The sequence below is a fragment of the Escherichia sp. WS1265 genome, assembly GCF_046487585.1.
Classification (GTDB): domain Bacteria; phylum Pseudomonadota; class Gammaproteobacteria; order Enterobacterales; family Enterobacteriaceae; genus Escherichia; species Escherichia coli.
Genome location: NZ_JBJQJE010000025.1, coordinates 54,853 through 74,292 on the forward strand (window position 1 = coordinate 54,853; position 19,440 = coordinate 74,292).

Annotated in this window: 31 protein-coding genes, 4 tRNA genes and 3 pseudogenes; 26 read left to right on the forward strand and 12 right to left on the reverse strand. The window is 48.7% G+C overall.

What is annotated here, in order from left to right; translation table 11 throughout:
* From ACJHX3_RS21055 to ACJHX3_RS21105, 11 genes are all read right to left on the reverse strand, one after another.
* Positions 1–288 (reverse strand): hypothetical protein, encoded by a 288-nt coding sequence (locus ACJHX3_RS21055; protein ID WP_000212745.1) that lies wholly within the window; start codon positions 286–288, stop codon positions 1–3.
* 1 nt (position 289) lies between these two features.
* Entirely contained in the window at positions 290–757 is a 468-nt protein-coding gene (locus ACJHX3_RS21060) for a hypothetical protein (protein ID WP_016241028.1), read from the reverse strand.
* A gap of 131 nt (positions 758–888) precedes the next feature.
* Complete coding sequence (locus tag ACJHX3_RS21065; protein ID WP_027661983.1) at positions 889–1,200, reverse strand: hypothetical protein; 312 nt, start codon at positions 1,198–1,200, stop codon at positions 889–891.
* Positions 1,193–1,447, reverse strand: coding sequence for a hypothetical protein (locus tag ACJHX3_RS21070; RefSeq protein WP_027661982.1), 255 nt, complete (start codon positions 1,445–1,447; stop codon positions 1,193–1,195). Before ACJHX3_RS21070 ends, ACJHX3_RS21065 begins: the two co-directional genes overlap by 8 nt.
* On the reverse strand, positions 1,444–1,683 hold the full coding sequence (locus ACJHX3_RS21075; protein WP_000476211.1) for a hypothetical protein: 240 nt from the start codon (positions 1,681–1,683) through the stop codon (positions 1,444–1,446). Before ACJHX3_RS21075 ends, ACJHX3_RS21070 begins: the two co-directional genes overlap by 4 nt.
* On the reverse strand, positions 1,676–1,879 hold the full coding sequence (locus tag ACJHX3_RS21080; protein ID WP_410236201.1) for a hypothetical protein: 204 nt from the start codon (positions 1,877–1,879) through the stop codon (positions 1,676–1,678). Before ACJHX3_RS21080 ends, ACJHX3_RS21075 begins: the two co-directional genes overlap by 8 nt.
* A complete protein-coding gene (locus ACJHX3_RS21085) occupies positions 1,876–2,238 on the reverse strand; it encodes a hypothetical protein (RefSeq protein ID WP_024166531.1) in 363 nt (120 codons plus the stop codon). Before ACJHX3_RS21085 ends, ACJHX3_RS21080 begins: the two co-directional genes overlap by 4 nt.
* Positions 2,229–2,765 carry a 5'-deoxynucleotidase gene (gene yfdR / locus ACJHX3_RS21090; protein ID WP_410236202.1) on the reverse strand — a complete coding sequence of 179 codons (537 nt, stop codon included), beginning with the start codon at positions 2,763–2,765 and terminating at the stop codon, positions 2,229–2,231. The genes ACJHX3_RS21085 and yfdR overlap by 10 nt, the downstream gene beginning before the upstream one ends.
* 128 nt (positions 2,766–2,893) lie before the next feature.
* Positions 2,894–3,718 carry a YfdQ family protein gene (locus tag ACJHX3_RS21095; protein ID WP_000081287.1) on the reverse strand — a complete coding sequence of 275 codons (825 nt, stop codon included), beginning with the start codon at positions 3,716–3,718 and terminating at the stop codon, positions 2,894–2,896.
* A 64-nt stretch (positions 3,719–3,782) separates the two neighbouring features.
* Entirely contained in the window at positions 3,783–4,145 is a 363-nt protein-coding gene (gene yfdP / locus ACJHX3_RS21100; RefSeq protein ID WP_000135680.1) for a protein YfdP, read from the reverse strand.
* Between the two features lie 668 nt (positions 4,146–4,813).
* The gene (locus ACJHX3_RS21105; RefSeq protein WP_000859462.1) at positions 4,814–5,488 is read right to left on the reverse strand and encodes a LexA family protein; all 675 of its coding nucleotides are present in this window, start codon (positions 5,486–5,488) and stop codon (positions 4,814–4,816) included.
* A 90-nt stretch (positions 5,489–5,578) separates the two neighbouring features.
* Here ACJHX3_RS21105 and ACJHX3_RS21110 point away from each other — a divergent pair, with 90 nt between their 5' ends.
* The 19 genes and pseudogenes from ACJHX3_RS21110 to ACJHX3_RS21200 all read left to right on the forward strand — a co-directional run.
* Complete coding sequence (locus ACJHX3_RS21110) at positions 5,579–5,779, forward strand: YdaS family helix-turn-helix protein (RefSeq protein WP_000649477.1); 201 nt, start codon at positions 5,579–5,581, stop codon at positions 5,777–5,779.
* A 43-nt stretch (positions 5,780–5,822) separates the two neighbouring features.
* Positions 5,823–6,374, forward strand: a complete 552-nt coding sequence (ymfL, locus tag ACJHX3_RS21115; protein WP_000515867.1) for a protein YmfL — start codon at positions 5,823–5,825, stop codon at positions 6,372–6,374.
* A 145-nt stretch (positions 6,375–6,519) separates the two neighbouring features.
* On the forward strand, positions 6,520–6,699 hold the full coding sequence (locus ACJHX3_RS21120; protein WP_001341559.1) for a DUF4222 domain-containing protein: 180 nt from the start codon (positions 6,520–6,522) through the stop codon (positions 6,697–6,699).
* On the forward strand, positions 6,662–7,207 hold the full coding sequence (locus ACJHX3_RS21125; protein WP_308222942.1) for an ash family protein: 546 nt from the start codon (positions 6,662–6,664) through the stop codon (positions 7,205–7,207). Before ACJHX3_RS21120 ends, ACJHX3_RS21125 begins: the two co-directional genes overlap by 38 nt.
* Positions 7,200–7,436 (forward strand): hypothetical protein, encoded by a 237-nt coding sequence (locus ACJHX3_RS21130; RefSeq protein WP_000933947.1) that lies wholly within the window; start codon positions 7,200–7,202, stop codon positions 7,434–7,436. The genes ACJHX3_RS21125 and ACJHX3_RS21130 overlap by 8 nt, the downstream gene beginning before the upstream one ends.
* Positions 7,433–8,251 carry a helix-turn-helix domain-containing protein gene (locus tag ACJHX3_RS21135; RefSeq protein ID WP_094308030.1) on the forward strand — a complete coding sequence of 273 codons (819 nt, stop codon included), beginning with the start codon at positions 7,433–7,435 and terminating at the stop codon, positions 8,249–8,251. Before ACJHX3_RS21130 ends, ACJHX3_RS21135 begins: the two co-directional genes overlap by 4 nt.
* Positions 8,248–8,742, forward strand: coding sequence for a PerC family transcriptional regulator (locus ACJHX3_RS21140; protein WP_094308031.1), 495 nt, complete (start codon positions 8,248–8,250; stop codon positions 8,740–8,742). The genes ACJHX3_RS21135 and ACJHX3_RS21140 overlap by 4 nt, the downstream gene beginning before the upstream one ends.
* Positions 8,742–9,068, forward strand: a complete 327-nt coding sequence (locus tag ACJHX3_RS21145) for a LexA repressor (protein WP_000210178.1) — start codon at positions 8,742–8,744, stop codon at positions 9,066–9,068. The genes ACJHX3_RS21140 and ACJHX3_RS21145 overlap by 1 nt, the downstream gene beginning before the upstream one ends.
* Complete coding sequence (locus ACJHX3_RS21150) at positions 9,065–9,454, forward strand: RusA family crossover junction endodeoxyribonuclease (protein WP_001402832.1); 390 nt, start codon at positions 9,065–9,067, stop codon at positions 9,452–9,454. The genes ACJHX3_RS21145 and ACJHX3_RS21150 overlap by 4 nt, the downstream gene beginning before the upstream one ends.
* Before the next feature lie 19 nt (positions 9,455–9,473).
* Positions 9,474–10,283, forward strand: a complete 810-nt coding sequence (locus tag ACJHX3_RS21155; protein WP_001061380.1) for a KilA-N domain-containing protein — start codon at positions 9,474–9,476, stop codon at positions 10,281–10,283.
* Between the two features lie 7 nt (positions 10,284–10,290).
* Positions 10,291–11,280: a DUF968 domain-containing protein gene (locus ACJHX3_RS21160; protein WP_001360050.1), complete on the forward strand. Its 990-nt coding sequence runs from the start codon at positions 10,291–10,293 to the stop codon at positions 11,278–11,280.
* A 13-nt stretch (positions 11,281–11,293) separates the two neighbouring features.
* Complete coding sequence (locus ACJHX3_RS21165) at positions 11,294–12,046, forward strand: antitermination protein (protein WP_001047112.1); 753 nt, start codon at positions 11,294–11,296, stop codon at positions 12,044–12,046.
* Positions 12,047–12,326: 280 nt separating this feature from the next.
* Positions 12,327–12,752 (forward strand): hypothetical protein, encoded by a 426-nt coding sequence (locus tag ACJHX3_RS21170; protein ID WP_000217632.1) that lies wholly within the window; start codon positions 12,327–12,329, stop codon positions 12,750–12,752.
* 220 nt (positions 12,753–12,972) lie between these two features.
* Positions 12,973–13,048: transfer RNA gene (locus ACJHX3_RS21175), tRNA-Ile, on the forward strand.
* 1 nt (position 13,049) lies between these two features.
* A tRNA-Lys gene (locus tag ACJHX3_RS21180) sits at positions 13,050–13,126 on the forward strand.
* Between the two features lie 2 nt (positions 13,127–13,128).
* Positions 13,129–13,204 (forward strand) — tRNA-Thr (locus ACJHX3_RS21185).
* 3 nt (positions 13,205–13,207) lie between these two features.
* Positions 13,208–13,282 (forward strand) — tRNA-Gly (locus tag ACJHX3_RS21190).
* A gap of 291 nt (positions 13,283–13,573) precedes the next feature.
* A complete protein-coding gene (locus ACJHX3_RS21195) occupies positions 13,574–13,789 on the forward strand; it encodes a class II holin family protein (RefSeq protein ID WP_000839572.1) in 216 nt (71 codons plus the stop codon).
* Between the two features lie 4 nt (positions 13,790–13,793).
* A pseudogene (locus tag ACJHX3_RS21200) lies at positions 13,794–14,090 on the forward strand (DUF1327 domain-containing protein); the annotation flags it as partial.
* Positions 14,091–14,259: 169 nt separating this feature from the next.
* Here the strand turns inward: ACJHX3_RS21200 and ACJHX3_RS21205 are convergent.
* Positions 14,260–14,541: a hypothetical protein gene (locus ACJHX3_RS21205; protein ID WP_016231764.1), complete on the reverse strand. Its 282-nt coding sequence runs from the start codon at positions 14,539–14,541 to the stop codon at positions 14,260–14,262.
* 136 nt (positions 14,542–14,677) lie between these two features.
* On the opposite strand from ACJHX3_RS21205, the gene ACJHX3_RS21210 reads away from it, so the two are divergent.
* The 7 genes and pseudogenes from ACJHX3_RS21210 to ACJHX3_RS21240 form a co-directional block, all read left to right on the forward strand.
* Positions 14,678–15,211, forward strand: coding sequence for a lysozyme (locus ACJHX3_RS21210; protein ID WP_016231763.1), 534 nt, complete (start codon positions 14,678–14,680; stop codon positions 15,209–15,211).
* Positions 15,208–15,675: a lysis protein gene (locus ACJHX3_RS21215; RefSeq protein WP_001300226.1), complete on the forward strand. Its 468-nt coding sequence runs from the start codon at positions 15,208–15,210 to the stop codon at positions 15,673–15,675. The genes ACJHX3_RS21210 and ACJHX3_RS21215 overlap by 4 nt, the downstream gene beginning before the upstream one ends.
* Positions 15,663–15,812 (forward strand): annotated as a pseudogene (locus ACJHX3_RS21220) (lysis protein); the annotation flags it as partial. The gene ACJHX3_RS21215 and the pseudogene ACJHX3_RS21220, both read left to right, overlap by 13 nt.
* Positions 15,813–15,893: 81 nt before the next feature.
* Positions 15,894–16,181: a hypothetical protein gene (locus tag ACJHX3_RS21225; RefSeq protein ID WP_000343116.1), complete on the forward strand. Its 288-nt coding sequence runs from the start codon at positions 15,894–15,896 to the stop codon at positions 16,179–16,181.
* A gap of 781 nt (positions 16,182–16,962) precedes the next feature.
* A pseudogene (locus tag ACJHX3_RS21230) lies at positions 16,963–17,112 on the forward strand (HNH endonuclease); the annotation flags it as partial.
* A 368-nt stretch (positions 17,113–17,480) separates the two neighbouring features.
* Positions 17,481–17,975 (forward strand): DUF1441 family protein, encoded by a 495-nt coding sequence (locus ACJHX3_RS21235; protein ID WP_000373425.1) that lies wholly within the window; start codon positions 17,481–17,483, stop codon positions 17,973–17,975.
* Positions 17,975–19,440, forward strand: a 1,466-nt coding sequence (locus ACJHX3_RS21240) for a phage terminase large subunit family protein (RefSeq protein ID WP_410236203.1), incomplete at its 3' end; no start/stop codon positions are given. The genes ACJHX3_RS21235 and ACJHX3_RS21240, both read left to right, overlap by 1 nt.

The following is a 19,440-nucleotide window of genomic DNA, read 5'->3' on the forward strand; positions in this document are numbered from 1 at the left end:
TTAGTCCTCATCCACTTCAACGCCATCTTTCAGCGTGATGCCGTGCCAATCATCAGCCCAACTGGTTAGCCCTGGCGCATCAATGCTAGGCATATAAACGCTTGCAGTGTGGTAGCCCTTATCGTTATCAATGCTGGCAACGTGCTCGCCGTTGTATGCGCTCAGCGTGTCCAGGACGCTATAAAACTTTCCTCCGGCTGCCCTGAAATCCTTTACAGCCTTCACAAGGCGATTCCACGCTTTTTCCTGTTCTGGCGTCAGGTCGATTAATTCCTGCAAAGTTGCCATATCACTCTCCTTTGATGCCAATGTTTACAGCCTGACAAGCCTCTTTGAGCACCCAGTCAACAGCGTCTTTCCATGCTCCGGTTTCGACTGGCGGATTTTCACTCTTAACCTGTTCATAGAAGCGCACCGCTTTAATCAATCCTTCGGGTGTCAGTGGCACAGGCTGGGCCGTGAATAACGCCTGAATTTCATAGTTCGGCCTGTCGTTGCAATCCTCTTTTGTCGGTACATATTTCCAGTCACCAACCCACGGCTTCTCCTGAAAGTTCGTAACGCCTTTTCTCACGTAGCGATATCGCCATGTCACCGGTTCGGCTTCCAGCGATGCCAGCGCGACTTTAAATGCGGTAAGTACGTTTTTAACCACATCGATTTTGAATACTATTTCATCACATACAAACGATTTATCGTCTACTACCGTTTCAATTCCGGTAATCGTGTTTTGTAGCCATTTGGTTAATTCAGCCATTTTTCATTACCGCCCTTTCGGGCGGTCTCCTGATGTTCTGAGAGTGCAGGAATCCCCCCGGTTAAGGATTTAATAAAATTCACTTCTGATTTAAATTTTTCAGTGTTTTGTTGTCAGGTGGTTTATCGCCTTTATGCTTCAACCTTATTTCTCAGCCATACACAAACCGGACCATCTTCAGTGTCATGAATGGAACCAATGAACCAGCCTTCACCTTCCGGGCGCTCCGGTTTCCAGGAGGCAATATCGGGACCATCTGCGTCCAGATTAAAATCATCTTCATCCATAGTTCTGATGGTCCATTGAAGATTATTTCCCTCCATCCATGCGTTAAACTCTTCCGTTGAAATATGTTCTCTACCATCACAGAATTTTTCATATTCAGGATGCGTCCAGCAGCCATATTCATCACGTACTACTGGTATTTCTTTAATTTCATTCATTTCTGTTCTCCCACGTTTTCAGACTTTCACCACAGAACGGACAAAATGAAACCCGCACTGGTGATTTAGAAAATTCACCGGAACGCAACATCACCAAATCAGGGCCGCGAGTTAAACTCTCATTCCAGATTTTGTATATCAGCAGACCTTTTCGCGCCGTGTATTCAGCATCATGCTCAAGGGATTTTGCCAGTGCTGCACATGGTTCTATCTTATTGCCATTAATTTGGCATTTTGACTCACTCACTGGTTGCCTCCTTTGCGGATCTGCGCTGCGATGCACGAAAAAAAAGACTCTCGCGTATGACTGTTAAGAGCTGGCGCGAACGCCGCGTTAAGAACGGCAGCATCACAGCCGTCATCGATATAGAGCGCAATTTTTTTCTCTAGGCGTGCTTTAGCTTCCTGCAACTGCATACCCCGGCACGCACGCGGGATATACTCAGCAATTTGAGCGATAGATTTTTCGTTCTGTTTAAACATGCTTCACCTCGATAGGCTTGATGGTATCGATCAGCAGTCGGCGGCGAGTATTTTCTGCAAAGTGGCGGCGTCCGGTTTCTCTGTGGTAAAACTCGTTTTTTCCGACGACCCACATCCGCTTTGTCTGGTGCAGTTTTTTTACCTGCGGACCGTCTCGGGTGATAACAATTCCTGTATGAGTTTTTATCACGCTCATTTCTTATTCTCCGGTGCTTTTGGCATTACTGCCCAGTGAGTGATATTGACGTTTTCAAGGTCCCCGACCTGAAATGTCCACTGCCATTCTCCGGTTTCTTTTTGTCCCCAGGTGTACCAGAGAGAACGCCAGCCAATCAGCCAGCCTTCTCCGTTAGCATCAAATAACAGAACACTTTCATTTGCTGGCGGCAGTTCAGCTGACACTGGCATTATTTTGTTTTCCAGTGCCGCACATTTAGCTTCAAGCGCATCGAATTTACGTACCAGGTACTCAGCATTTGTTTCATTCACTTTCAGATCTCGCGGTACACATTTCCCGCGAAGAAACCCTTCCATTTCGAAAACATTCATGCGCATTTGCGTAACTCCGATAACTCGTTAAAACGTTCCATAAACATCCCGTAGGCATGGCCTGGTGACAGTGGAATAACTTTGAACATCTCTGTTGCCGGGATGCCTTCCAGTACAGGCCAGAAAGAGCCATCATCAAGCCCGAGATCGCGGCGTTCGGTTGCCAGCATAATGAGATCGGCATATTTCACTGGCGTGCTCATAACAGGAGGTAACCCGTATTTCTCACGGATTACGGCGTCTATTTTTTCTTCCATCCGTTTATAGTCAGGAAGAAGTCGTTTCAGTGGCGCGGGGATGTCATGGCAATATGCTTCTGTTGCATCATGCATTAACGCTTCAAAAGCAAATTCCTGCGGCACCAGCTGGCTGCAAAGCACCGCATGCTGGGCGACACTGTAGAAGTGTGAAAGATGTCCTGCAAAGCGACAGATATTTGAAAGGGAAACTGCGATATCGTTAATCACGATGTCGTCTTTATTTATCTTGTCATAATAAAAATGCTTCCCGGAAAAAGTTTTAATAAATGACATTTCGTTCTCCACTTTATATGCGCTGCACCGCGCTGAATTCTGCTAAAAGGAAGCTCTCACCATCCGGTGATTATTGAGTTAATTACGTTTCCATAAATGCCCCCGCAGGGGCATTTGCAGTAATGAAATCAGGCGGTGAAAGTACCAATAAAGGTTTCTACTTTGCTGTCTTTGAATTTCTCAACAAGCAGATCACGAAATTCGTTAGCCATTTCTTCCTGCACTGCTTCCAGCTGAATAATGCGCAGAACCAGTACAGGACGATCGCCAGTGATAATGCTGAGGCGTAATTTAAATGGACGTTCTTTCAGACCTTCAAACGGAACGCATTTAAATTCAAATGCCACTGGCATAATATCTTTGGTCTTCGCTTCGACAGACTCCATCAGGGAGCGTTTGCCGCTGAAGTCATTATCTTCAAAATCAGCGGTCTGGTTTGCTTCAATCGTGATTTTACGGACAGCCGCAGCCGCTTTTGTTGCCTGAATGGCGTCACCATTAGCATCAAAGCCCACAAGGTAGTCGGCCCAGTCTTCAATCCATTCTGCCAGTGACTTCTGGGAGTTACGCTCGCCATTAACAGACAACAGAGCAGAAAACGGTGCTGTCTTTTTTAGTTTGAGAGTGGCGGTGTTATCTGCGTGACCTGGTTCATCAATAGTACCCAGGTTAAGCACACTGACGGCACGCATATTATCGGCATCGATAAAGCAGCGGGTGCCTTCATCTGCAAGATCTTTAGAATAACGGGTAAAGTCATCGATGCTGGCAGTGGAAAGCGCACCACGGAAACGGAAGCGATTTAAATTAAATTTTTCCAGATCATGAATGCGGAAATTCTCAGGCAATGCCACAGCATCGGCACCAATCTTACTGATAATTTCATTAACACCCTGAGCAGAAATAAGGGCATGGATTTGATTAATTGCGGTTGCGTCTAAGTTCTGAGACATAATAAGTCCTCACTATATAAAGATATTCAGTGATGAGATAAATAATCAGTTTATTAATAACGTATTAATGACCTGCTGCGCGGAGTTTTCCGTCAGGTTCACCGGCAAGAGTCAGTAATTGTCCCTGGTCTTCCTGCAGAATAGTCAGGCGACCACCGCGATTGACATACATCGGCGTTTCGGTGGTGTCTTCTTCGGAAATTTTCCCGCGGTTAGTCGGGCGAACATATGAGAGTTTGTGTTTGATTTTCACACGGTTCTCATCAAATGGTTCGATTTCCAGGTTGAGTGAGACCTTGCCTTTGGTTTTCGTGTTCATCACACCTGAAGCGACTTCACTGAGAACTGCGCCGATTTTGGTTTCAAATACGCCGCCGTCCAGCTCCCCGATAAATGCCTGCACATCAGTACTGCGTTCGCTAGCCATTTTGCTGCTCCTCATCATATCGACCCTGCAAGGTCGGTTGGTTTCTCCACAAAACAGAGAAGAACACCTGCGGTGGCAGCCGCCCGGATGGATTGGGTTATGAGCCCGTCGTCCGGTGATGCTCTTCTCTGTTTTGTAAAAAGAGTGGTACCAGCCGGAAGCAAGTGTACAAACTGGTACCGCCAAAGCAGTGGCTGTTGTGGTGGGGTTGTCACTCAGGCGTATGGTCAACCTGACAATCCGGTGTCCTCAACGGGGAAAGAGTAACCCCGCCATACTTACCGCCGCGCCATTTCGCGGATTACCACAACGCTGAGAGCACTTAGCCAGTTACGGCACCACACTTTGTCGCGGCTCCATAAATGCTCTTATCGTTGCACCCTGGTCTCTTCCCAGGCGTCAAACCGAATCGCCACGCTGGTTAGGCGTCTTATCAGCATCATCATTGACTTGCACATTCCGGCTACCTGGTTTGTTTGCCCGAGCAAGGAGTGGATTGTCCCCTTTAACGTCCCCAGACCGCTAACGACGCATGTGCCATACGCCGTGTTACAACCAAATTTTGTTTGAATCTTGCCTGTTGCATGTTTCTTTTGGATACATTATGTATCTCAAAGGTACATTGTCAAGTATAAAAAAACCTGCCGAAGCAGGTTCATAAATATTGATTAGGCCTTTATTTTGTATCTTCTTGGTTTTCCCGAGAAAATCACTGTACCAATTATAGAGCAATTACCGTTGATCTTAATGTAAGGTTCAGGCCAGTTTGGGTTTAATGCTTTGAGGTAACGCTGTGTTCCATCTTCTATCAACCGCTTGAAGGTGGTTTCGCCTGTATCGTGCATCAATGCAATAACGTCGTCACCGTGGCAGGCAGGGACTTCAGGATCAACAAAAATCATGTCTCCCGGGCGGTACTCATCAATCATTGAATCACCAATCACCCGCAAGATATAAGTCATTTCGCCACAGGGTACAGGGCAGGGATAAGTTTCTGCTGTGCTCAAATCAACCTCAGAATAGCCAACTTCTTTCCATGCTCCGGCCTGTACCCATGATATGACAGGGACTAACGTTATTTGTTTGTTAGTGATTGAAACATCAGGTTTTTTTGTGATGTTCGTTGTCTGGTGTTCTTGATCAAGCCATCCGACAGGCAGGTCGAAACATTTTTCGATGTGCCGTGCCATGCTGTCACCGATATTTTTAGTTGCACCATCTCCCATAAACCTGCTGGTCTGGGTTGGCTCGCGATCAATCATGGTGGCAAAGGAAGAATTCCCGCCAACACCATCTCTCAGTTTTCTGGCGTTAGACCGCCGGATGTCATGGACTGTTTTCATAATGAAATTAAAACCCTTGTACCGTTAAGGTACAAGTATCTTGAAGGTTCATTTTAATCATGTAATATGTACATCGGAGGTACATATTGTATGAAAGCGTATTGGGACTCTTTAACCAAAGAACAGCAGGGCGAGTTGGCCGGAAAAGTTGGCTCAACACCAGGCTACTTACGGCTGGTTTTCAATGGTTATAAAAAAGCCAGTTTTGTGCTGGCTAAAAAACTTGAGCAATGCACGTCAGGTGCAATTACGAAATCTGACTTAAGACCGGATATCTATCCGAAAGATTAACAGAACACCTTCAATTTTTAACCACAGAACGATGAGGCTAACCGTGGGTAAGCATCACTGGAAAGTAGAAAAACAGCCTGAGTGGTACGTGAAAGCTGTCAGAAAAACTATCGCGGCGTTGCCGGGGGGTTACGCTGAAGCTGCTGAGTGGCTGGATGTAACAGAGAACGCTTTATTCAACCGCCTTCGTGCAGATGGCGATCAGATTTTCCCGCTGGGATGGGCAATGGTTTTACAGCGCGCGGCTGGCACTCACTACATTGCGGATGCTGTCGCACAGTCTGCTGGTGGGGTGTTCGTATCGCTTCCTGAAATTGAGGAAGTAGAGAACGCCGATATAAACCAGCGCCTGCTGGAAGTCATCGAACAGATCGGGAATTACTCAAAGCAGATTCGTTCGGCAATCGAAGATGGGGTCGTGGAGCCACACGAGCAGACAGCAATTAATGATGAGTTGTATCTGTCAATTTCGAAGCTCCAGGAGCATGCAGCACTGGTCTACAAAATCTTTTGCGCTCCAGAAAAGAGTGACGCCCGCGAGTGTGCAGCTCCGGGCGTCGTGGCGTTTTGTGTCTGTGGAGAAACTAACGCATGAACAGTTTAACGGCAAATAACCGTTTGTCGCAACAGCTGGTGGTCAGTGTCACTGAACACCTGTTGTTACGGCATGAATGCAGATTACCAAATCACCTGGCTGTAAGTAACCACAGAGAACTTTACCTGACTGTGGGGGGCGAGTTGTGCAGGAACTTAACCGCTGGTTTCGTGACGGAAGAGGGCTTTATGTCCATGTTATTCGTTGGGAGCCAGAAACACAGCGCGTTATCTATCTTCGCAAAGACTACCCGCATGAGTGCTTTAGTCCTTTGTGGAAATTCAGGCGTGATTTTGTTGAGTGTGAAGGACCACCAGCACATTGATTCTGCCATTCCGGGACGTTACACTGTTCAGGCACCTTATAAAGCGGGTGCCGGGATTGGCGTCCTGGAATTGATCAAGGCGATATATGACGCGCCAGCGTCTTTTTTATCGTCCGCATTTGCTCACATCAAAGTTATGGTGGGCTGGGCGGGGGCATCGAAAGATGCGCCGGTTTCCTTGATCACCGGTTACGCCAACCCCGTTCAGTTCACCACCAGCGAAATTGGCGTTTCCGGTGGTGGAAGTATTTCACCGATCAAGGAGGCTGCCATCATGGCTACTGTCCCAGCCCTCACTCGTCTGAATGATGGAGACTTACATAAACTCAGTTATGTAACAACTGCACTACGTGCTCTGCGCAAGGTAACTCTTTCGGATCCGCAGGCGCATCAGGTTCTGGTAGAAACCCTTCTTAACTTGCAGGCTGAACGTATTCGTCTGGCGGATAAGGCTAATTTTCATATTCACCGTCTCCTGAATATCAGCGGAGGGCATCGTCATGCTTAATCCGTTGATCCTCAACATTTACCGTTTATTTCAGCGTAAAAAAACATCAATTCCTACAGTTGGGCAGTGGTACACCACGCCTGCAGGGCATGTTCTACGTGTTAGCCTGGTTGACCGTGAATGTCAGAAGGTGATTTGTGAACCGCTGGGCCGTAATTACCGCGTCAGTATGCCGCTTATAACCTTTCGCTCCGGAAAAAACATGAAGCATCTCGGAGGTGCAGCATGAGTATGGAGCTGATGGTTAAAGCGATGAAAATTCGAGTGGGTAATCCATTGCGAAAACTGGTTCTGATCAAGCTGGCTGATAATGCCAGCGATCAGGGTGAGTGCTGGCCCAGCTACCAGCATATTGCTGACCAGTGCGAGATTAGCAAACGTTCTGTGATGAATCATATTGCGGCCCTTTGTGAGTCCGGGCTGGTAAAAAAAGTCACCCGGAAAGGTGAAAAAGGTAACTCAAGTAATATCTATCTCCTTCATCTTGATGGTGCAGGAGATTCACTAGGGGGTAGTGCAAATAATTCACTATCTGGTGCAGCAAATTCACCAGGTAGTGCAGGAGTTGCACCAGGGGGTAGTGCAGGAGATTCACCCAGAACCAGTAACTCTTTTGAACCAGTCAAAGAACCAGTCAATGAACCAATAGCTGTTGGTGCATCTGCTGATGAGTCTGTGCGAGTTCGTTCAAACCGATCGGAATACTCTCCGGAGTTTGAGCAGGCATGGCTGGCATACCCCAAACGTGCTGGTGGCAATTCAAAATCTGCAGCCTTCAAAGCCTGGAAAGCCCGTTTGAATGAGGGGGTAAAACCCGAAACCATGCTGGCAGGTGTGAAACGCTACGCTGGCTGGGTATCTGCGATGGGTAACAGCGGCACACAATTTGTGAAACAGGCTGTCACGTTCTTTGGCCCGGATCGTCATTTCGAAGAATCCTGGGAAGTTCCTGCGGTATCTGCAGCCAGACGCGAGGACCCGTACTTCAAAGCCAGTTACGACAACGTGGACTACAGCCAGATCCCGGCAGGATTCAGGGGGTGATCATGAGTCTTTTGAATGAAGTTCAGAAATTCATTGAAGCCCATCCGGGGTGTACTTCCGGAGACATTGCGGATGCTTTTGCAGGTTACTCACGGCAGCGCGTTCTGCAGTCAGCAAGCAAGTTACGTCAGAGTGGGCGTGTGGCTCACCGTTGTGAAGGGGATACACGCAGACATTTCCCGCGCCTGACTGAGAGAGCGCAGGAGCCGGAACCACAACCAGTTCGTGAAACCAGACCTGTGCGCAATTTCTATGTCGGCACTAACGATCCACGGGGGATTTTGTGCCTGACCCGCCAGGCTGAAGAACTGGAGTCAAGGGGCTTATACCGTCGTGCTGCAACCGTGTGGATGGCGGCATTCCGTGAAAGCCACTCCCAGCCAGAACGAAACAATTTTCTGGCGCGTCGTGAGCGGTGCTTACGGAAAAGCAGCAAGCGCGCTGCATCGGGTGAAGAGTGGTATCTGTCAGGGAATTACGTGGGGGCTTAATGACGACGTTAACTCAATGCCAGCAGCAGGTGCTGGATATGCTGATTTCTTATCAGAAAGAACGTGGCTTTCCGCCAACCAATCAGGAGGTGGCAACCATGCTGGGATACCGTTCGGTGAATGCAGCGGTGGAGCATCTTCGCGCACTGGAGAAAAAAGGCGTCATCACGATAAAGCGTGGCGTGGCCCGGGGTATCACGCTTCATACCACAGTGAAGGACGACGACAGCGAGGCAGCCGGGATTATCCGCGCACTGCTTGCCGGTGAGGAAAACGCCAGACTGCGTGCAGCCCACTGGTTACATGAGAGGGGCCTGAAAGTATGAAGCTGATCCTGCCTTTCCCGCCCAGCGTGAACACGTACTGGCGACACCCCAACAAAGGGGCGTTTGCAGGTAAGAGCCTGATAAGCGCGGCGGGGCGCAAATTCCAGAGCGCGGCGTGTGCAGCAATAGTTGAGCAGTTACGTCGTCTGCCAAAACCAACGTCGGCACCTGCTGCAGTGGAGATCGTGTTGTTTCCTCCGGATAACCGGATCCGCGATCTGGACAACTATAACAAGGCGCTGTTTGACGCGTTGACCCACGCGGGTGTGTGGGAAGACGACAGACAGGTGAAAAGAATGCTGGTGGAGTGGGGACCGGTTATCCCGAAAGGGAAGGTCGAGATCACCATCAGTAAGTACGAGAAAACGGCGGGTGCAGCCGCCTGATCAAGAGGAGAAACGAAGTATGAATAATCTGATGGTCATTGATGGTATTGAAGTTCGTCGTGATGCTTATGGGCGTTACAGCCTGAACGATCTGCACAGGGCAGCCGGGGGAGAACAAAAAAACCGCCCGAAATACTGGCTCTCCAATAAGCAAACCTGTGAATTGATTGAACAACTTTTCACCGAGGGTGGAATTCCGCCTCTGGAACAAAATCAACCAGTTAGCGTCATTAATGGCGGAAATAATCAGGGGACGTATGTCTGCAAAGAACTGGTGTATGCCTATGCAATGTGGATCAGCCCGTCATTCCATCTGAAGGTGATCCGTACTTTCGACATGGTAACCAGCGCACCGGAAAAATTATCCGGACAGGCTGCTGACAAGATGCAGGCTGGCGTGATCCTGCTGGACTTTATGCGCCGGGAATTAAATCTGTCTAACTCATCAGTGCTTGGAGCCTGTCAGAAGCTTCAGGAGGCTGTTGGCTTACCGAATCTGGCACCGCGCTATGCCATTGATGCTCCTGCTGACGCGCCTGATGGCTCAAGTCGCCCCACGCTGTCGCTGAGTGCACTGCTGAAGCAGTATGGTATCCGCCTGACGGCTAATCAGGCATATCACCAGATGGTGAAGCTGGGGATCGTTGAACAACGCGAACGATACAGCCGTACCGCGATTAACAACATCAAAAAATTCTGGTCGCTGACAGCGAAAGGTTGCATGTTCGGCAAGAACATCACCAGTCCCGCAAATCCGCGCGAGACGCAGCCGCATTTCTTCGAATCCCGATTCCCTGAGCTGTTAAAGCTGCTCGATACCGTTCATTGAGGTGACCGTGAGAGCGCTACTGACCCCTGAAATTGCCCCGCGTATGGGGATCGTATTGTTCAGGCCAGGTTCAGAGCTGATGCCCCTGTTTATGCAGGGGCGTGTTCTGCTGGAGCCTGAGCCGGAACGTTATTCATCTTTCGCCAGTGGTGCCGTTCCGGCGGCATCACAACCGCTGGCGGATGATCCTGCCGTTCGGGCCGTGTTCCGCAATGAGGCAGTGATCCGTCGTGCTGGTGGCGTGGAATGTCTTGAAAGCTGGTTACTTCGTGAAAAAGGCTGCCAGTGGCCTCATTCCGACTGGCACAGCGAGAACATGACCACAATGCGACACGCTCCGGGCGCAATCCGTCTGTGCTGGCACTGCGATAACCAGCTGCGCGATCAGTTCACGGAACGGCTGGAATCAATGGCAACGGATAACTGTGCCCGCTGGGTGTTGTCTGTTGTGCGTCGGGATCTCGGTTTTGATGACAGTCACGTTGTGACAATGCCGGAACTGTGCTGGTGGCTGATTCGTAATGACCTGGCGGATGCCTTACCGGAAAGTGCAGCCCGTAAGGCACTGAGATTACCAAAGCCTGTTGTGCCGTCTGTCACCCGGGAAAGTGACCTTGTGCCTTCGGTTCCTGCCACCAGCATCATCCAGGATAAGGCAAAAAAGGTGCTGGCGCTGAAAGTGGATCCGGAGTCGCCGGAGTCTTTTATGTTACGCCCAAAACGCCGCCGCTGGGTTAATGAAAAGTACACGCGCTGGGTTAAGACACAGCCGTGTGCATGTTGTGGAAAGCCTGCTGATGATCCCCACCACCTGATAGGCCACGGTCAGGGTGGAATGGGGACAAAAGCGCATGACCTCTTTGTGTTGCCTTTGTGCAGAAAGCATCACGACGAGCTGCATGCGGATACCGTGGCATTTGAAGAGAAGTATGGCTCCCAGCTGGAGCTGATATTTCGTTTTATCGATCGTGCGCTGGCAATTGGCGTATTGGCGTAAGTGGAGAACGAGCATGAACCTTGAAGCCTTACCAAAATATTACTCCCCAAAATCTCCAAAATTGAGCGATGACGCACCGGCGACAGGCTCAGGTGGTTTAACGATTACGGATGTGATGGCTGCGCAGGGGATGGTGCAGTCGAAAGCACCGCTTGGGTTTGCTTTATTCCTGGCAAAAGTTGGTGTTCAGGATCCTCAATTTGCGATTGAAGGTCTGCTCAATTACGCGATGGCACTGGATAACCCGACATTGAACAAATTGAGTGAAGAAACCCGGTTACAGATCATCCCTTACCTTGTGAATTTTGCCTTTGCTGATTATTCCAGGTCTGCGGCAAGTAAGGCTCGCTGTGAGCATTGTGCTGGTACTGGATTTCATAATGTATTGCGCGAAGTGGTGAAACACTCCAGAAGCGGGGAATCTGTTATCAAGGAAGAGTGGGTGAAGGAACTATGTCAGCATTGCCATGGTAAGGGAGAAGTCAGCACAGCGTGCAGAGGGTGTAAGGGTAAAGGTATTGTCCTGGATGAAAAAAGAACCCGGCTTCATGGTGTGCCTGTTTATAAGATTTGTGGGCGTTGCAATGGCAACCGGTTTAGCCGTTTACCAACCACACTGGCGCGGCATCATGTCCAGAAACTGGTACCTGACCTGACGGATTATCAGTGGTACAAAGGATATGCAGACGTTATTAATAAACTGGTTACAAAGTGCTGGCAGGAAGAAGCGTATGCTGAATCGCAATTGAGAAAAGTGACAAGATAGATAATTTTCGCCGAAGATGTCGACGTGATACTTGCATTTTTCAAAAAATATGGATAAGATTTTCTCAACGATGGGCCTTGTATGTCTACCGTTGGTAAATGTCAAAAACCCGCCGCTGAGCGGGTTTTTTTGTGCCTGATGTCTCATGAAACTATGAAATGGATTGGTGCGTTAAACATTTTTTCTTATTATCTTTTAGATTTTGGAGAGATGGTTAACGTCTGTATTCCAGAAACTCGATGGTTATTTAATAAATTAGTTTCAATGATGCTTCTAGGTTATGACTGTAATGAAAAAGGTATTAATAGCAGCGATAGGTTTTTGTTTAGTTGGTTGTGCAGGTATGAAATTACCTGAGTATTCGCAAGTTAAAGCAAGTCCGTATTATACAGATTGCCGTGCGTTTGCCATGGATGTTTATAAAAATGATGGATACAGCAAAATTGCGAAAACTACTATCCTTAGCATGGATGATGTGAAAGCTAGATATATTGTGACAGGGTGTGTAGTTGCTATGGGGAAAAACACTGTAGAGGAAATCAAAGCTGATCTCTCTGCTAAAGGGAGTTCTTTTGGGCTTATCAGTGGAGCTTGTTCTAGTGCGGCATGTCGGGTTGATGTAGAGCAGCAAATGAACGCTTATGTACTTGGTAGTTATTATGCTGCAAATAAAAAATTCCCGGATAAAATGAAAGCAGAGTTTTAAGCAAACCTTGTTTTCGATTATATGTCGAAGATAAATGTTAGTAACGGCATAATAAGTAAATATATAGCTGTGATAGCAACCCGCCACTGAGCGGGTTTTTTGTACCCGTAAACTTGGTGCAGTACAGTAAACACGCTGGTGGACAAGTGAAAAACAGCATTTAATCAGGCCTTCTGAAGATATTGCAGTATTAATTCTGTAACGTTATTATTCTGCGCGCGGCCCTTTAGCTCAGTGGTGAGAGCGAGCGACTCATAATCGCCAGGTCGCTGGTTCAAATCCAGCAAGGGCCACCAACTGCCACTAGCTCATCAGGAAAGAGCGTCAACCCTTTAAGTTGAGAGTGCGAGGTTCGAGTCCCCGGTGGCGGTCCAGTGCCGACTTAGCTCAGTAGGTAGAGCAACTGACTTGTAATCAGTAGGTCACCAGTTCGATTCCGGTAGTCGGCACCATGTGCGGGCATCGTATAATGGCTATTACCTCAGCCTTCCAAGCTGATGATGCGGGTTCGATTCCCGCTGCCCGCTCCAGTTAGAGTCTTTCAGTCTGCGATGATGGGAAATCCCGGAGTGACTGAAAGACGTTTAAGTTATGAATGATCGCTTTTTTTGCAAAATTGCTGTGCAGAAATACTAACCTTCGGGCAGGCGATCATTCATAAGCACTCTGCTTTTATTCCGATTAACTGTGGGTGGTTTGTTGGATAGAGTGCTTCCCTTACTGTATATATCGTTTCGCCCGCTTTTGCGGGTTTTTCTTTTCAAATCCCTTTCATTTCTCAGTGTAAAACTACGCCATCCGTTATTTGCGGAGGTGAGGCTATGAAATCCATGGACAAAATTTCAACGGGCATTGCCTACGGCACCTCCGCAGGCAGTGCTGGCTACTGGTTTTTACAGTGGCTTGATCAGGTCAGTCCGTCACAGTGGGCTGCGATTGGTGTACTGGGGAGTCTGGTTCTGGGCTTCCTGACTTATCTGACAAATCTGTACTTCAAAATCAGAGAAGACAAGCGTAAGGCTGCACGGGGAGAGTAATTCAATGACTCAAAACTATGAACTGATTGTGAAAGGGATCCGCAATTTTGAGAATAAAGTTGCGGTAACTGTAGCATTACGGGACAAAAAACGCTTTGACGGTGAAATTTTTGACCTGGTCATCACCATGGACCGTGTTGAAGGTGCCGCGCTGGAGTTTTATGAGGCAGCAGCCAGAATGAGCGTCAGGCAGGTCTTCCTGGGAGTGGCAGAAAAATTGTCAGAAAAAGTTGAGTCTTATCTGCAGCATCAGTACTCCATTAAGATTGAAAATTCTGCCAATAAACACGATCGTCCTCATCTTGCGGGTTTTGATAGTGCAGTTAAAGCCAACACCAGGCGCGCAGGGCGGGAAAAAAACGCCGGGGATGACATAAGTCGTGCGATAGTTGCCGCGATGCGAGCCGTAAATGAGCGACAACGCCACCACGAAAATGGGGTGGCGTTTGTTGCTAAAGCTGTTCAGCAAACTATTGATGGTATGACGACGAAGCTTCTTCAGGAATTAAAATTGTCTCAGCAAGAGTAGCGCATGATTCGGCAATCAATTTGTTCATTTCGTCTAAAACTTCCTGCGGGGTTTCCAGGGATTCGGGTAATTTTTTTGATGAAAAAGTGTCAGCTGATTTAGTAAGCAAATCTTTAATAATTGCTTTTTTCTCATCTGGTAAATCGTTAACCAGGAGTATGACAACCTGTCTGATGGCCAGAATATCAGCAAAAGCTTTTTTAGATAAATAAGTATCGCTCATATGTTGTCCTTACTGTTTGTTCTGTGATCTTCACATTGTCAGTATTACCCCTGCGAGGAACTACCTGCCGGGCTGAGTACTAAACATATCCAGGGATTTGGAACCGATAAATCCTGATAAATATCCATCCATATCCATGAGCGCAAAAATCAAATACGGTCTGTCGGCTGTCGTTCTGGCGCTGATTGCCGCAGGTGCGCCTGCGCCTGACATTCTTGACCAGTTTCTGAACGAAAAAGAGGGTAATCACACAACGGCATACCGTGATGGTTCCGGTATATGGACCATCTGCCGCGGTGCCACAATGGTGGATGGTAAGCCCGTCATACCGGGAATGAAGCTGTCGAAGGAAAAGTGCGACCAGGTTAACGCTATTGAACGTGATAAGGCGCTGGCATGGGTGGAACGTAATATTAAAGTACCACTGACCGAGCCACAGAAAGCGGGTATAGCGTCATTTTGTCCCTATAACATTGGCCCTGGTAAGTGTTTCCCGTCGACGTTTTATAAGCGGCTGAATGCCGGTGATCGTAAAGGTGCATGCGAGGCGATTCGCTGGTGGATTAAGGACGGTGGCCGTGATTGCCGCATTCGTTCAAATAACTGTTACGGTCAGGTTATTCGTCGTGACCAGGAAAGCGCATTAGCCTGTTGGGGGATAGATCAGTGAGCAGAGTCGCCGCGATTATTTATGCTCTGGTTATCTGCATCATCGTCTGCCTGTCGTGGGCGGTCAATCATTACCGTGATAACGCCATCGCCTACAAAGAACAGCGTGATAAAAAAGTCAGTGAGCTGAAGCAGGCGACCGCCACCATTACTGACATGCAGCAACGCCAGCGTGCTGCTGATGTACTCGATGCTAAATACACGAAGGAGTTGGCTGATGCGAAAGCTGAAAATGATGCTCTTCGGCGCAAGCTTGATAATGGTGGTCGGGTGCTCGTCAAAGGAAAATGCTCTGTGCCATCCTCAGCCGAAACCTCCAGCGCCTCCGGCATGGGCAATGATGCCACCGTCGAACTCTCTCCAGTTGCTGGACGAAACGTTCTCGGTATCCGGGACGGAATCATCAGAGACCAGACAGCACTGAGAACGCTTCAGGAATATATCAGGACGCAATGCCTTCGATGATAGAGATAATTTTACTCATCATCCTTCACATCTGGCTCTGTAGACAGGGTGGTGATCACTTCTGGAGTGAATCCAGATTAAACATCTCATTGCTGATGCTTAAAGTTGAGCATTTGGCGCGCGGTAAGGGGCTGCGTTTAGATAAGAGCCAGTCATCACAAACACCAGGATTTAGCCTCGCATTCGCGGGGCTTTTTATTGCAACAAAGGTAAAGACGATGGATGAAGAATATCGTAAAGACCTGCAACTGTGGTTTGGTCTTACGCATGCGTCGTTCTGCGTGATGCCGCGAGTATTCATGGAGGCTATGCCTCCAGAATGGCAAGAGAAGATGGCTCAGTTGCTTTTTGAGTATAGCGACACGATCAAAACGGATGTCTGCGGAGTTCACAGCTGTTTTGTTACTGCCAAAGACGGCAACAACCGCTTTATGAGGATGCCAGAAGATATTCTGAACTATCGTCATCCTCGACGTGAATTCATCGAATCATTTCTGAAGAAGTAGCCATTACAAAGCCTATCTACGGGTGGGTTTGATAATGGCTTATACCCTGCACGGGATAACTTAACTGATATCCCTTTTAACGGATAAACGGAGCCAACAATGGCAGAGAATGTCGGCATTATGGCAGTGAAATTTGGATAAATCGGGGATTAGAAAGATAGAGGCGAGCCGGTCAGGTAGAAATGAATCAGGCTCAAAGTGAAGCGGAAAAGGTCTGTGGCACAAACTGATGCTGCCATAATTACAGCCTGATGACTTGTGGAATGAAACATGTTGAACCTCCTTAATTGATGTGATTCGAGTGAGGAAGGCATTCTGTCCTTCTATAGTGTCCAGTAAATCAAACAGGAAGCTTGTCTCACGTGTGAGACAAGCCTCTCCATTAGCGAGTTGTATTGATTACAACTCTTCAAAGAGTTCATTACTGGGTAGATGAAAATAGTTTCACGACGAATGGAGGAGACTATGTCGGTGGCTTCTTCATTGGAGTACATATGCTCCCTCGAACCTCAAAAGCATGCCGAGTTCGCGGCTGCCGCCATACCACGACTGACCCGTGTTGAAGCTCCGTAATTGATGTTATTCGAGTGAGGAAGGCATTCTGCCCCCCTATACTGTCCAGTAAATCAAACAGGAAACTTGCCTTACGCGTGAGACAAGCCTCTCCCATCAGTGAGTTGTATTGATCTCGACTCTTCAAAGAATTCATTACTGGGAAGATGAAAATAGTTTCACGATGAATGGAGGAGGCTATGTTGGTGGCTTCTTCATTGGAGTACATATGCCCCCACGAACCCCAAAAACCTGCCGTGTTCGCGGCTACCGCAATACCACCACAGATCCGTCAGGCTATTGCAAAAGCCACAAAAGCGAAGGCTGGAAGCAATACAAGCCGGGCCAGTCCTGTCATCAGCGCGGTTATGGTTCGCGGGGTTGTCCCTCATGCTCGCCAGTCCTGTGCGGGGGTGGAAGAAACAGGACACTCACACAGATTCTTGTGGGTCGATGCTATTCCTTTCTGGATTATCCCGATGCCATTCATGCAAGGGCTGTATAAGACGTTCGTCATGGCTGTCAGGCTGACGGGTCCTCCCGGTGGGGTGGCCTGCCACGGGGCGGGAGCGTCGCGGAAAAAGGCTAGTTTTTGAAATTTCATTCGTCATCACCACTACTGTAATGTATTGATATTACAGTAGTTTTATTTTTGTGGTGTCGATTTTGATTGTTTTTTGTTCATCGCTAACACCGTTTGCCTAAAGTTGTTCGCAAGATGCATGTTTAAAACATTCTGGAGCGGGTATGGATCGAGAGTTAAAAAATCTGACGCTGAATATCAGTCAACTGGCGGCACTGTCAGGTGTACATCGCCAGACTGCTGCGGCAAGGCTGCAAAATCTACCCGTTGCAGGGGGGCATGAAAGCAACCTCAAGCTTTATCGGGTGGTTGATATTGTGTCGGCATTTCTGGCATTACCACCGCCGGTTGCAGAAGGCGAAATGGACGCGCATGAGCGCAAAGCCTGGTATCAGTCTGAACGTGAGCGTCTTAAGTTCGAACAGGAAACGGCACAACTCATTCCGGCCAGTGATGTCAGACGGGAGTTTGCCATCTGGGCAAAAGCGGTCGTGCAGGTGCTGGAGACATTACCGGATATTCTTGAACGTGACTGCGGTCTGCAGCCTGCCGCTGTGAGCCGTGTTCAGTCCATTATTGATGATCTGCGCGATCAGATAGCCCTGCGGGTGACTGAAGCAGGTGCGGATGATGAGGAGGAATTACAGCAGGAGGAGTAATGCTGAATCAGGAAACCGCAAAGGCAGCACGAACCGATTCAGGTTATATCCTTCGCGCACCGAGACGAATGCGGGTTGCTGATGCCGTTGCTCAGTATATGCGGGTGCCCATGGGGGCAGGGAACTCAGTCCCGTGGGATCCGCTGGTGGCACCGTATGTTATTGAGCCGATGAACTGCCTGGCCTCGCGTGAATACGACGCAGTGATATTTGTTGGCCCGGCACGAACCGGCAAGACTATCGGCCTGATTGACGGCTGGGTGATTTACAACGTGATTTGCGATCCTGCTGATATGCTGATTATTCAGATGACGGAGGAAAAAGCCCGCGAACACTCCAAAAAACGACTCGCCAGAACGTTTCGCGTCAGCCCGGAAGTGGTCAGTCGCCTGAGTCCGAACAAAAATGACAACAACGTTTATGACAGAACATTCCTTGCTGGTAACTACCTGAAAATCGGCTGGCCGTCAGTCAATATCATGTCCTCATCAGATTATAAATGCGTCGCGCTGACGGATTATGACCGTTTTCCGGAAGATATTGATGGCGAGGGGGATGCTTTCTCTCTTGCCTCAAAACGTACCACAACATTTATGTCCAGTGGTATGACGCTGGTGGAGAGTTCCCCCGGCAGGGATGTGAAGGATGTGAAATGGCGACGGACTTCACCGCATGAGGCTCCACCAACCACGGGGATACTATCGCTCTATAACCGTGGCGATCGCCGTCGCTGGTACTGGCCCTGTCCACACTGTGGTGAGTATTTTCAGCCCTGCGGCGATGTGGTTGCTGGTTTCCGTGATATTGCCGATCCCGTGCTGGCAAGTGAGGCGGCTTATATTCAGTGTCCTTCCTGTTCAGGACGGATTATGCCTGAACAAAAACGTGAGCTGAACGGACGTGGGGTCTGGTTGCGGGATGGTGAATCCATCAATGCGGATGGCAGTCGTTATGGTGATCCCCGACGCTCACGTATTGCGTCATTCTGGATGGAGGGTCCGGCAGCTGCTTACCAGACACTCTCGCAACTCGTTTACAAACTGCTTACTGCAGAACAGGAATACGAGACAACCGGAAGTGAAGAAACACTCAAGACGGTTATCAATACCGACTGGGGATTACCTTATTTTCCCCGCGCCAACATGGAGCAACGAAAAAGTGAACTGCTTGAGCAGCGGGCAGAGCCAGTTCCTTCCCGCAGTGTGCCGGATGGCGTTAATTTCCTTGTGGCGACAGTGGATGTGCAGGCGGGACGTCATCGCCGTTTTGTGGTTCAGGTAACGGGCTATGGCAGCCGTGGCGAACGCTGGATTATTGATCGTTACAACATCACGCAGTCATTGCGCGGTGACAGCGACGGGGAGAGCCAGCGAATTGATCCGGCCAGCTATCCGGAAGACTGGGATGTCCTGCTGACGGATGTTTTTCATAAAAGCTGGCCGCTGGCCTCCGATCCTTCTCAACA

What these genes read in the sequence shown, in the direction of transcription:
- ACJHX3_RS21085 (WP_024166531.1), bottom strand. Translation starts at nt 2,238, where the DNA reads ATGCGCATGAATGTTTTCGAAATGGAAGGGTTTCTTCGCGGGAAATGT.
- ACJHX3_RS21135 (WP_094308030.1), top strand. Translation starts at nt 7,433, where the DNA reads ATGAGTATGGAGCTGATGGTTAAAGCGATGAAAATTCGAGTGGGTAAT.
- ACJHX3_RS21165 (WP_001047112.1), top strand. Translation starts at nt 11,294, where the DNA reads ATGAACCTTGAAGCCTTACCAAAATATTACTCCCCAAAATCTCCAAAA.
- ACJHX3_RS21195 (WP_000839572.1), top strand. Translation starts at nt 13,574, where the DNA reads ATGAAATCCATGGACAAAATTTCAACGGGCATTGCCTACGGCACCTCC.
- ACJHX3_RS21105 (WP_000859462.1), bottom strand. Translation starts at nt 5,488, where the DNA reads ATGAAAACAGTCCATGACATCCGGCGGTCTAACGCCAGAAAACTGAGA.
- ACJHX3_RS21055 (WP_000212745.1), bottom strand. Translation starts at nt 288, where the DNA reads ATGGCAACTTTGCAGGAATTAATCGACCTGACGCCAGAACAGGAAAAA.
- ACJHX3_RS21145 (WP_000210178.1), top strand. Translation starts at nt 8,742, where the DNA reads ATGACGACGTTAACTCAATGCCAGCAGCAGGTGCTGGATATGCTGATT.
- yfdP (WP_000135680.1), bottom strand. Translation starts at nt 4,145, where the DNA reads ATGGCTAGCGAACGCAGTACTGATGTGCAGGCATTTATCGGGGAGCTG.
- ACJHX3_RS21075 (WP_000476211.1), bottom strand. Translation starts at nt 1,683, where the DNA reads ATGTTTAAACAGAACGAAAAATCTATCGCTCAAATTGCTGAGTATATC.
- ACJHX3_RS21205 (WP_016231764.1), bottom strand. Translation starts at nt 14,541, where the DNA reads ATGAGCGATACTTATTTATCTAAAAAAGCTTTTGCTGATATTCTGGCC.
- ACJHX3_RS21155 (WP_001061380.1), top strand. Translation starts at nt 9,474, where the DNA reads ATGAATAATCTGATGGTCATTGATGGTATTGAAGTTCGTCGTGATGCT.
- yfdR (WP_410236202.1), bottom strand. Translation starts at nt 2,765, where the DNA reads ATGTCATTTATTAAAACTTTTTCCGGGAAGCATTTTTATTATGACAAG.
- ACJHX3_RS21225 (WP_000343116.1), top strand. Translation starts at nt 15,894, where the DNA reads ATGGATGAAGAATATCGTAAAGACCTGCAACTGTGGTTTGGTCTTACG.
- ACJHX3_RS21080 (WP_410236201.1), bottom strand. Translation starts at nt 1,879, where the DNA reads ATGAGCGTGATAAAAACTCATACAGGAATTGTTATCACCCGAGACGGT.
- ACJHX3_RS21235 (WP_000373425.1), top strand. Translation starts at nt 17,481, where the DNA reads ATGGATCGAGAGTTAAAAAATCTGACGCTGAATATCAGTCAACTGGCG.
- ACJHX3_RS21060 (WP_016241028.1), bottom strand. Translation starts at nt 757, where the DNA reads ATGGCTGAATTAACCAAATGGCTACAAAACACGATTACCGGAATTGAA.
- ACJHX3_RS21130 (WP_000933947.1), top strand. Translation starts at nt 7,200, where the DNA reads ATGCTTAATCCGTTGATCCTCAACATTTACCGTTTATTTCAGCGTAAA.
- ACJHX3_RS21210 (WP_016231763.1), top strand. Translation starts at nt 14,678, where the DNA reads ATGAGCGCAAAAATCAAATACGGTCTGTCGGCTGTCGTTCTGGCGCTG.
- ACJHX3_RS21110 (WP_000649477.1), top strand. Translation starts at nt 5,579, where the DNA reads ATGAAAGCGTATTGGGACTCTTTAACCAAAGAACAGCAGGGCGAGTTG.
- ACJHX3_RS21095 (WP_000081287.1), bottom strand. Translation starts at nt 3,718, where the DNA reads ATGTCTCAGAACTTAGACGCAACCGCAATTAATCAAATCCATGCCCTT.
- ACJHX3_RS21150 (WP_001402832.1), top strand. Translation starts at nt 9,065, where the DNA reads ATGAAGCTGATCCTGCCTTTCCCGCCCAGCGTGAACACGTACTGGCGA.
- ACJHX3_RS21170 (WP_000217632.1), top strand. Translation starts at nt 12,327, where the DNA reads ATGACTGTAATGAAAAAGGTATTAATAGCAGCGATAGGTTTTTGTTTA.
- ACJHX3_RS21065 (WP_027661983.1), bottom strand. Translation starts at nt 1,200, where the DNA reads ATGAATGAAATTAAAGAAATACCAGTAGTACGTGATGAATATGGCTGC.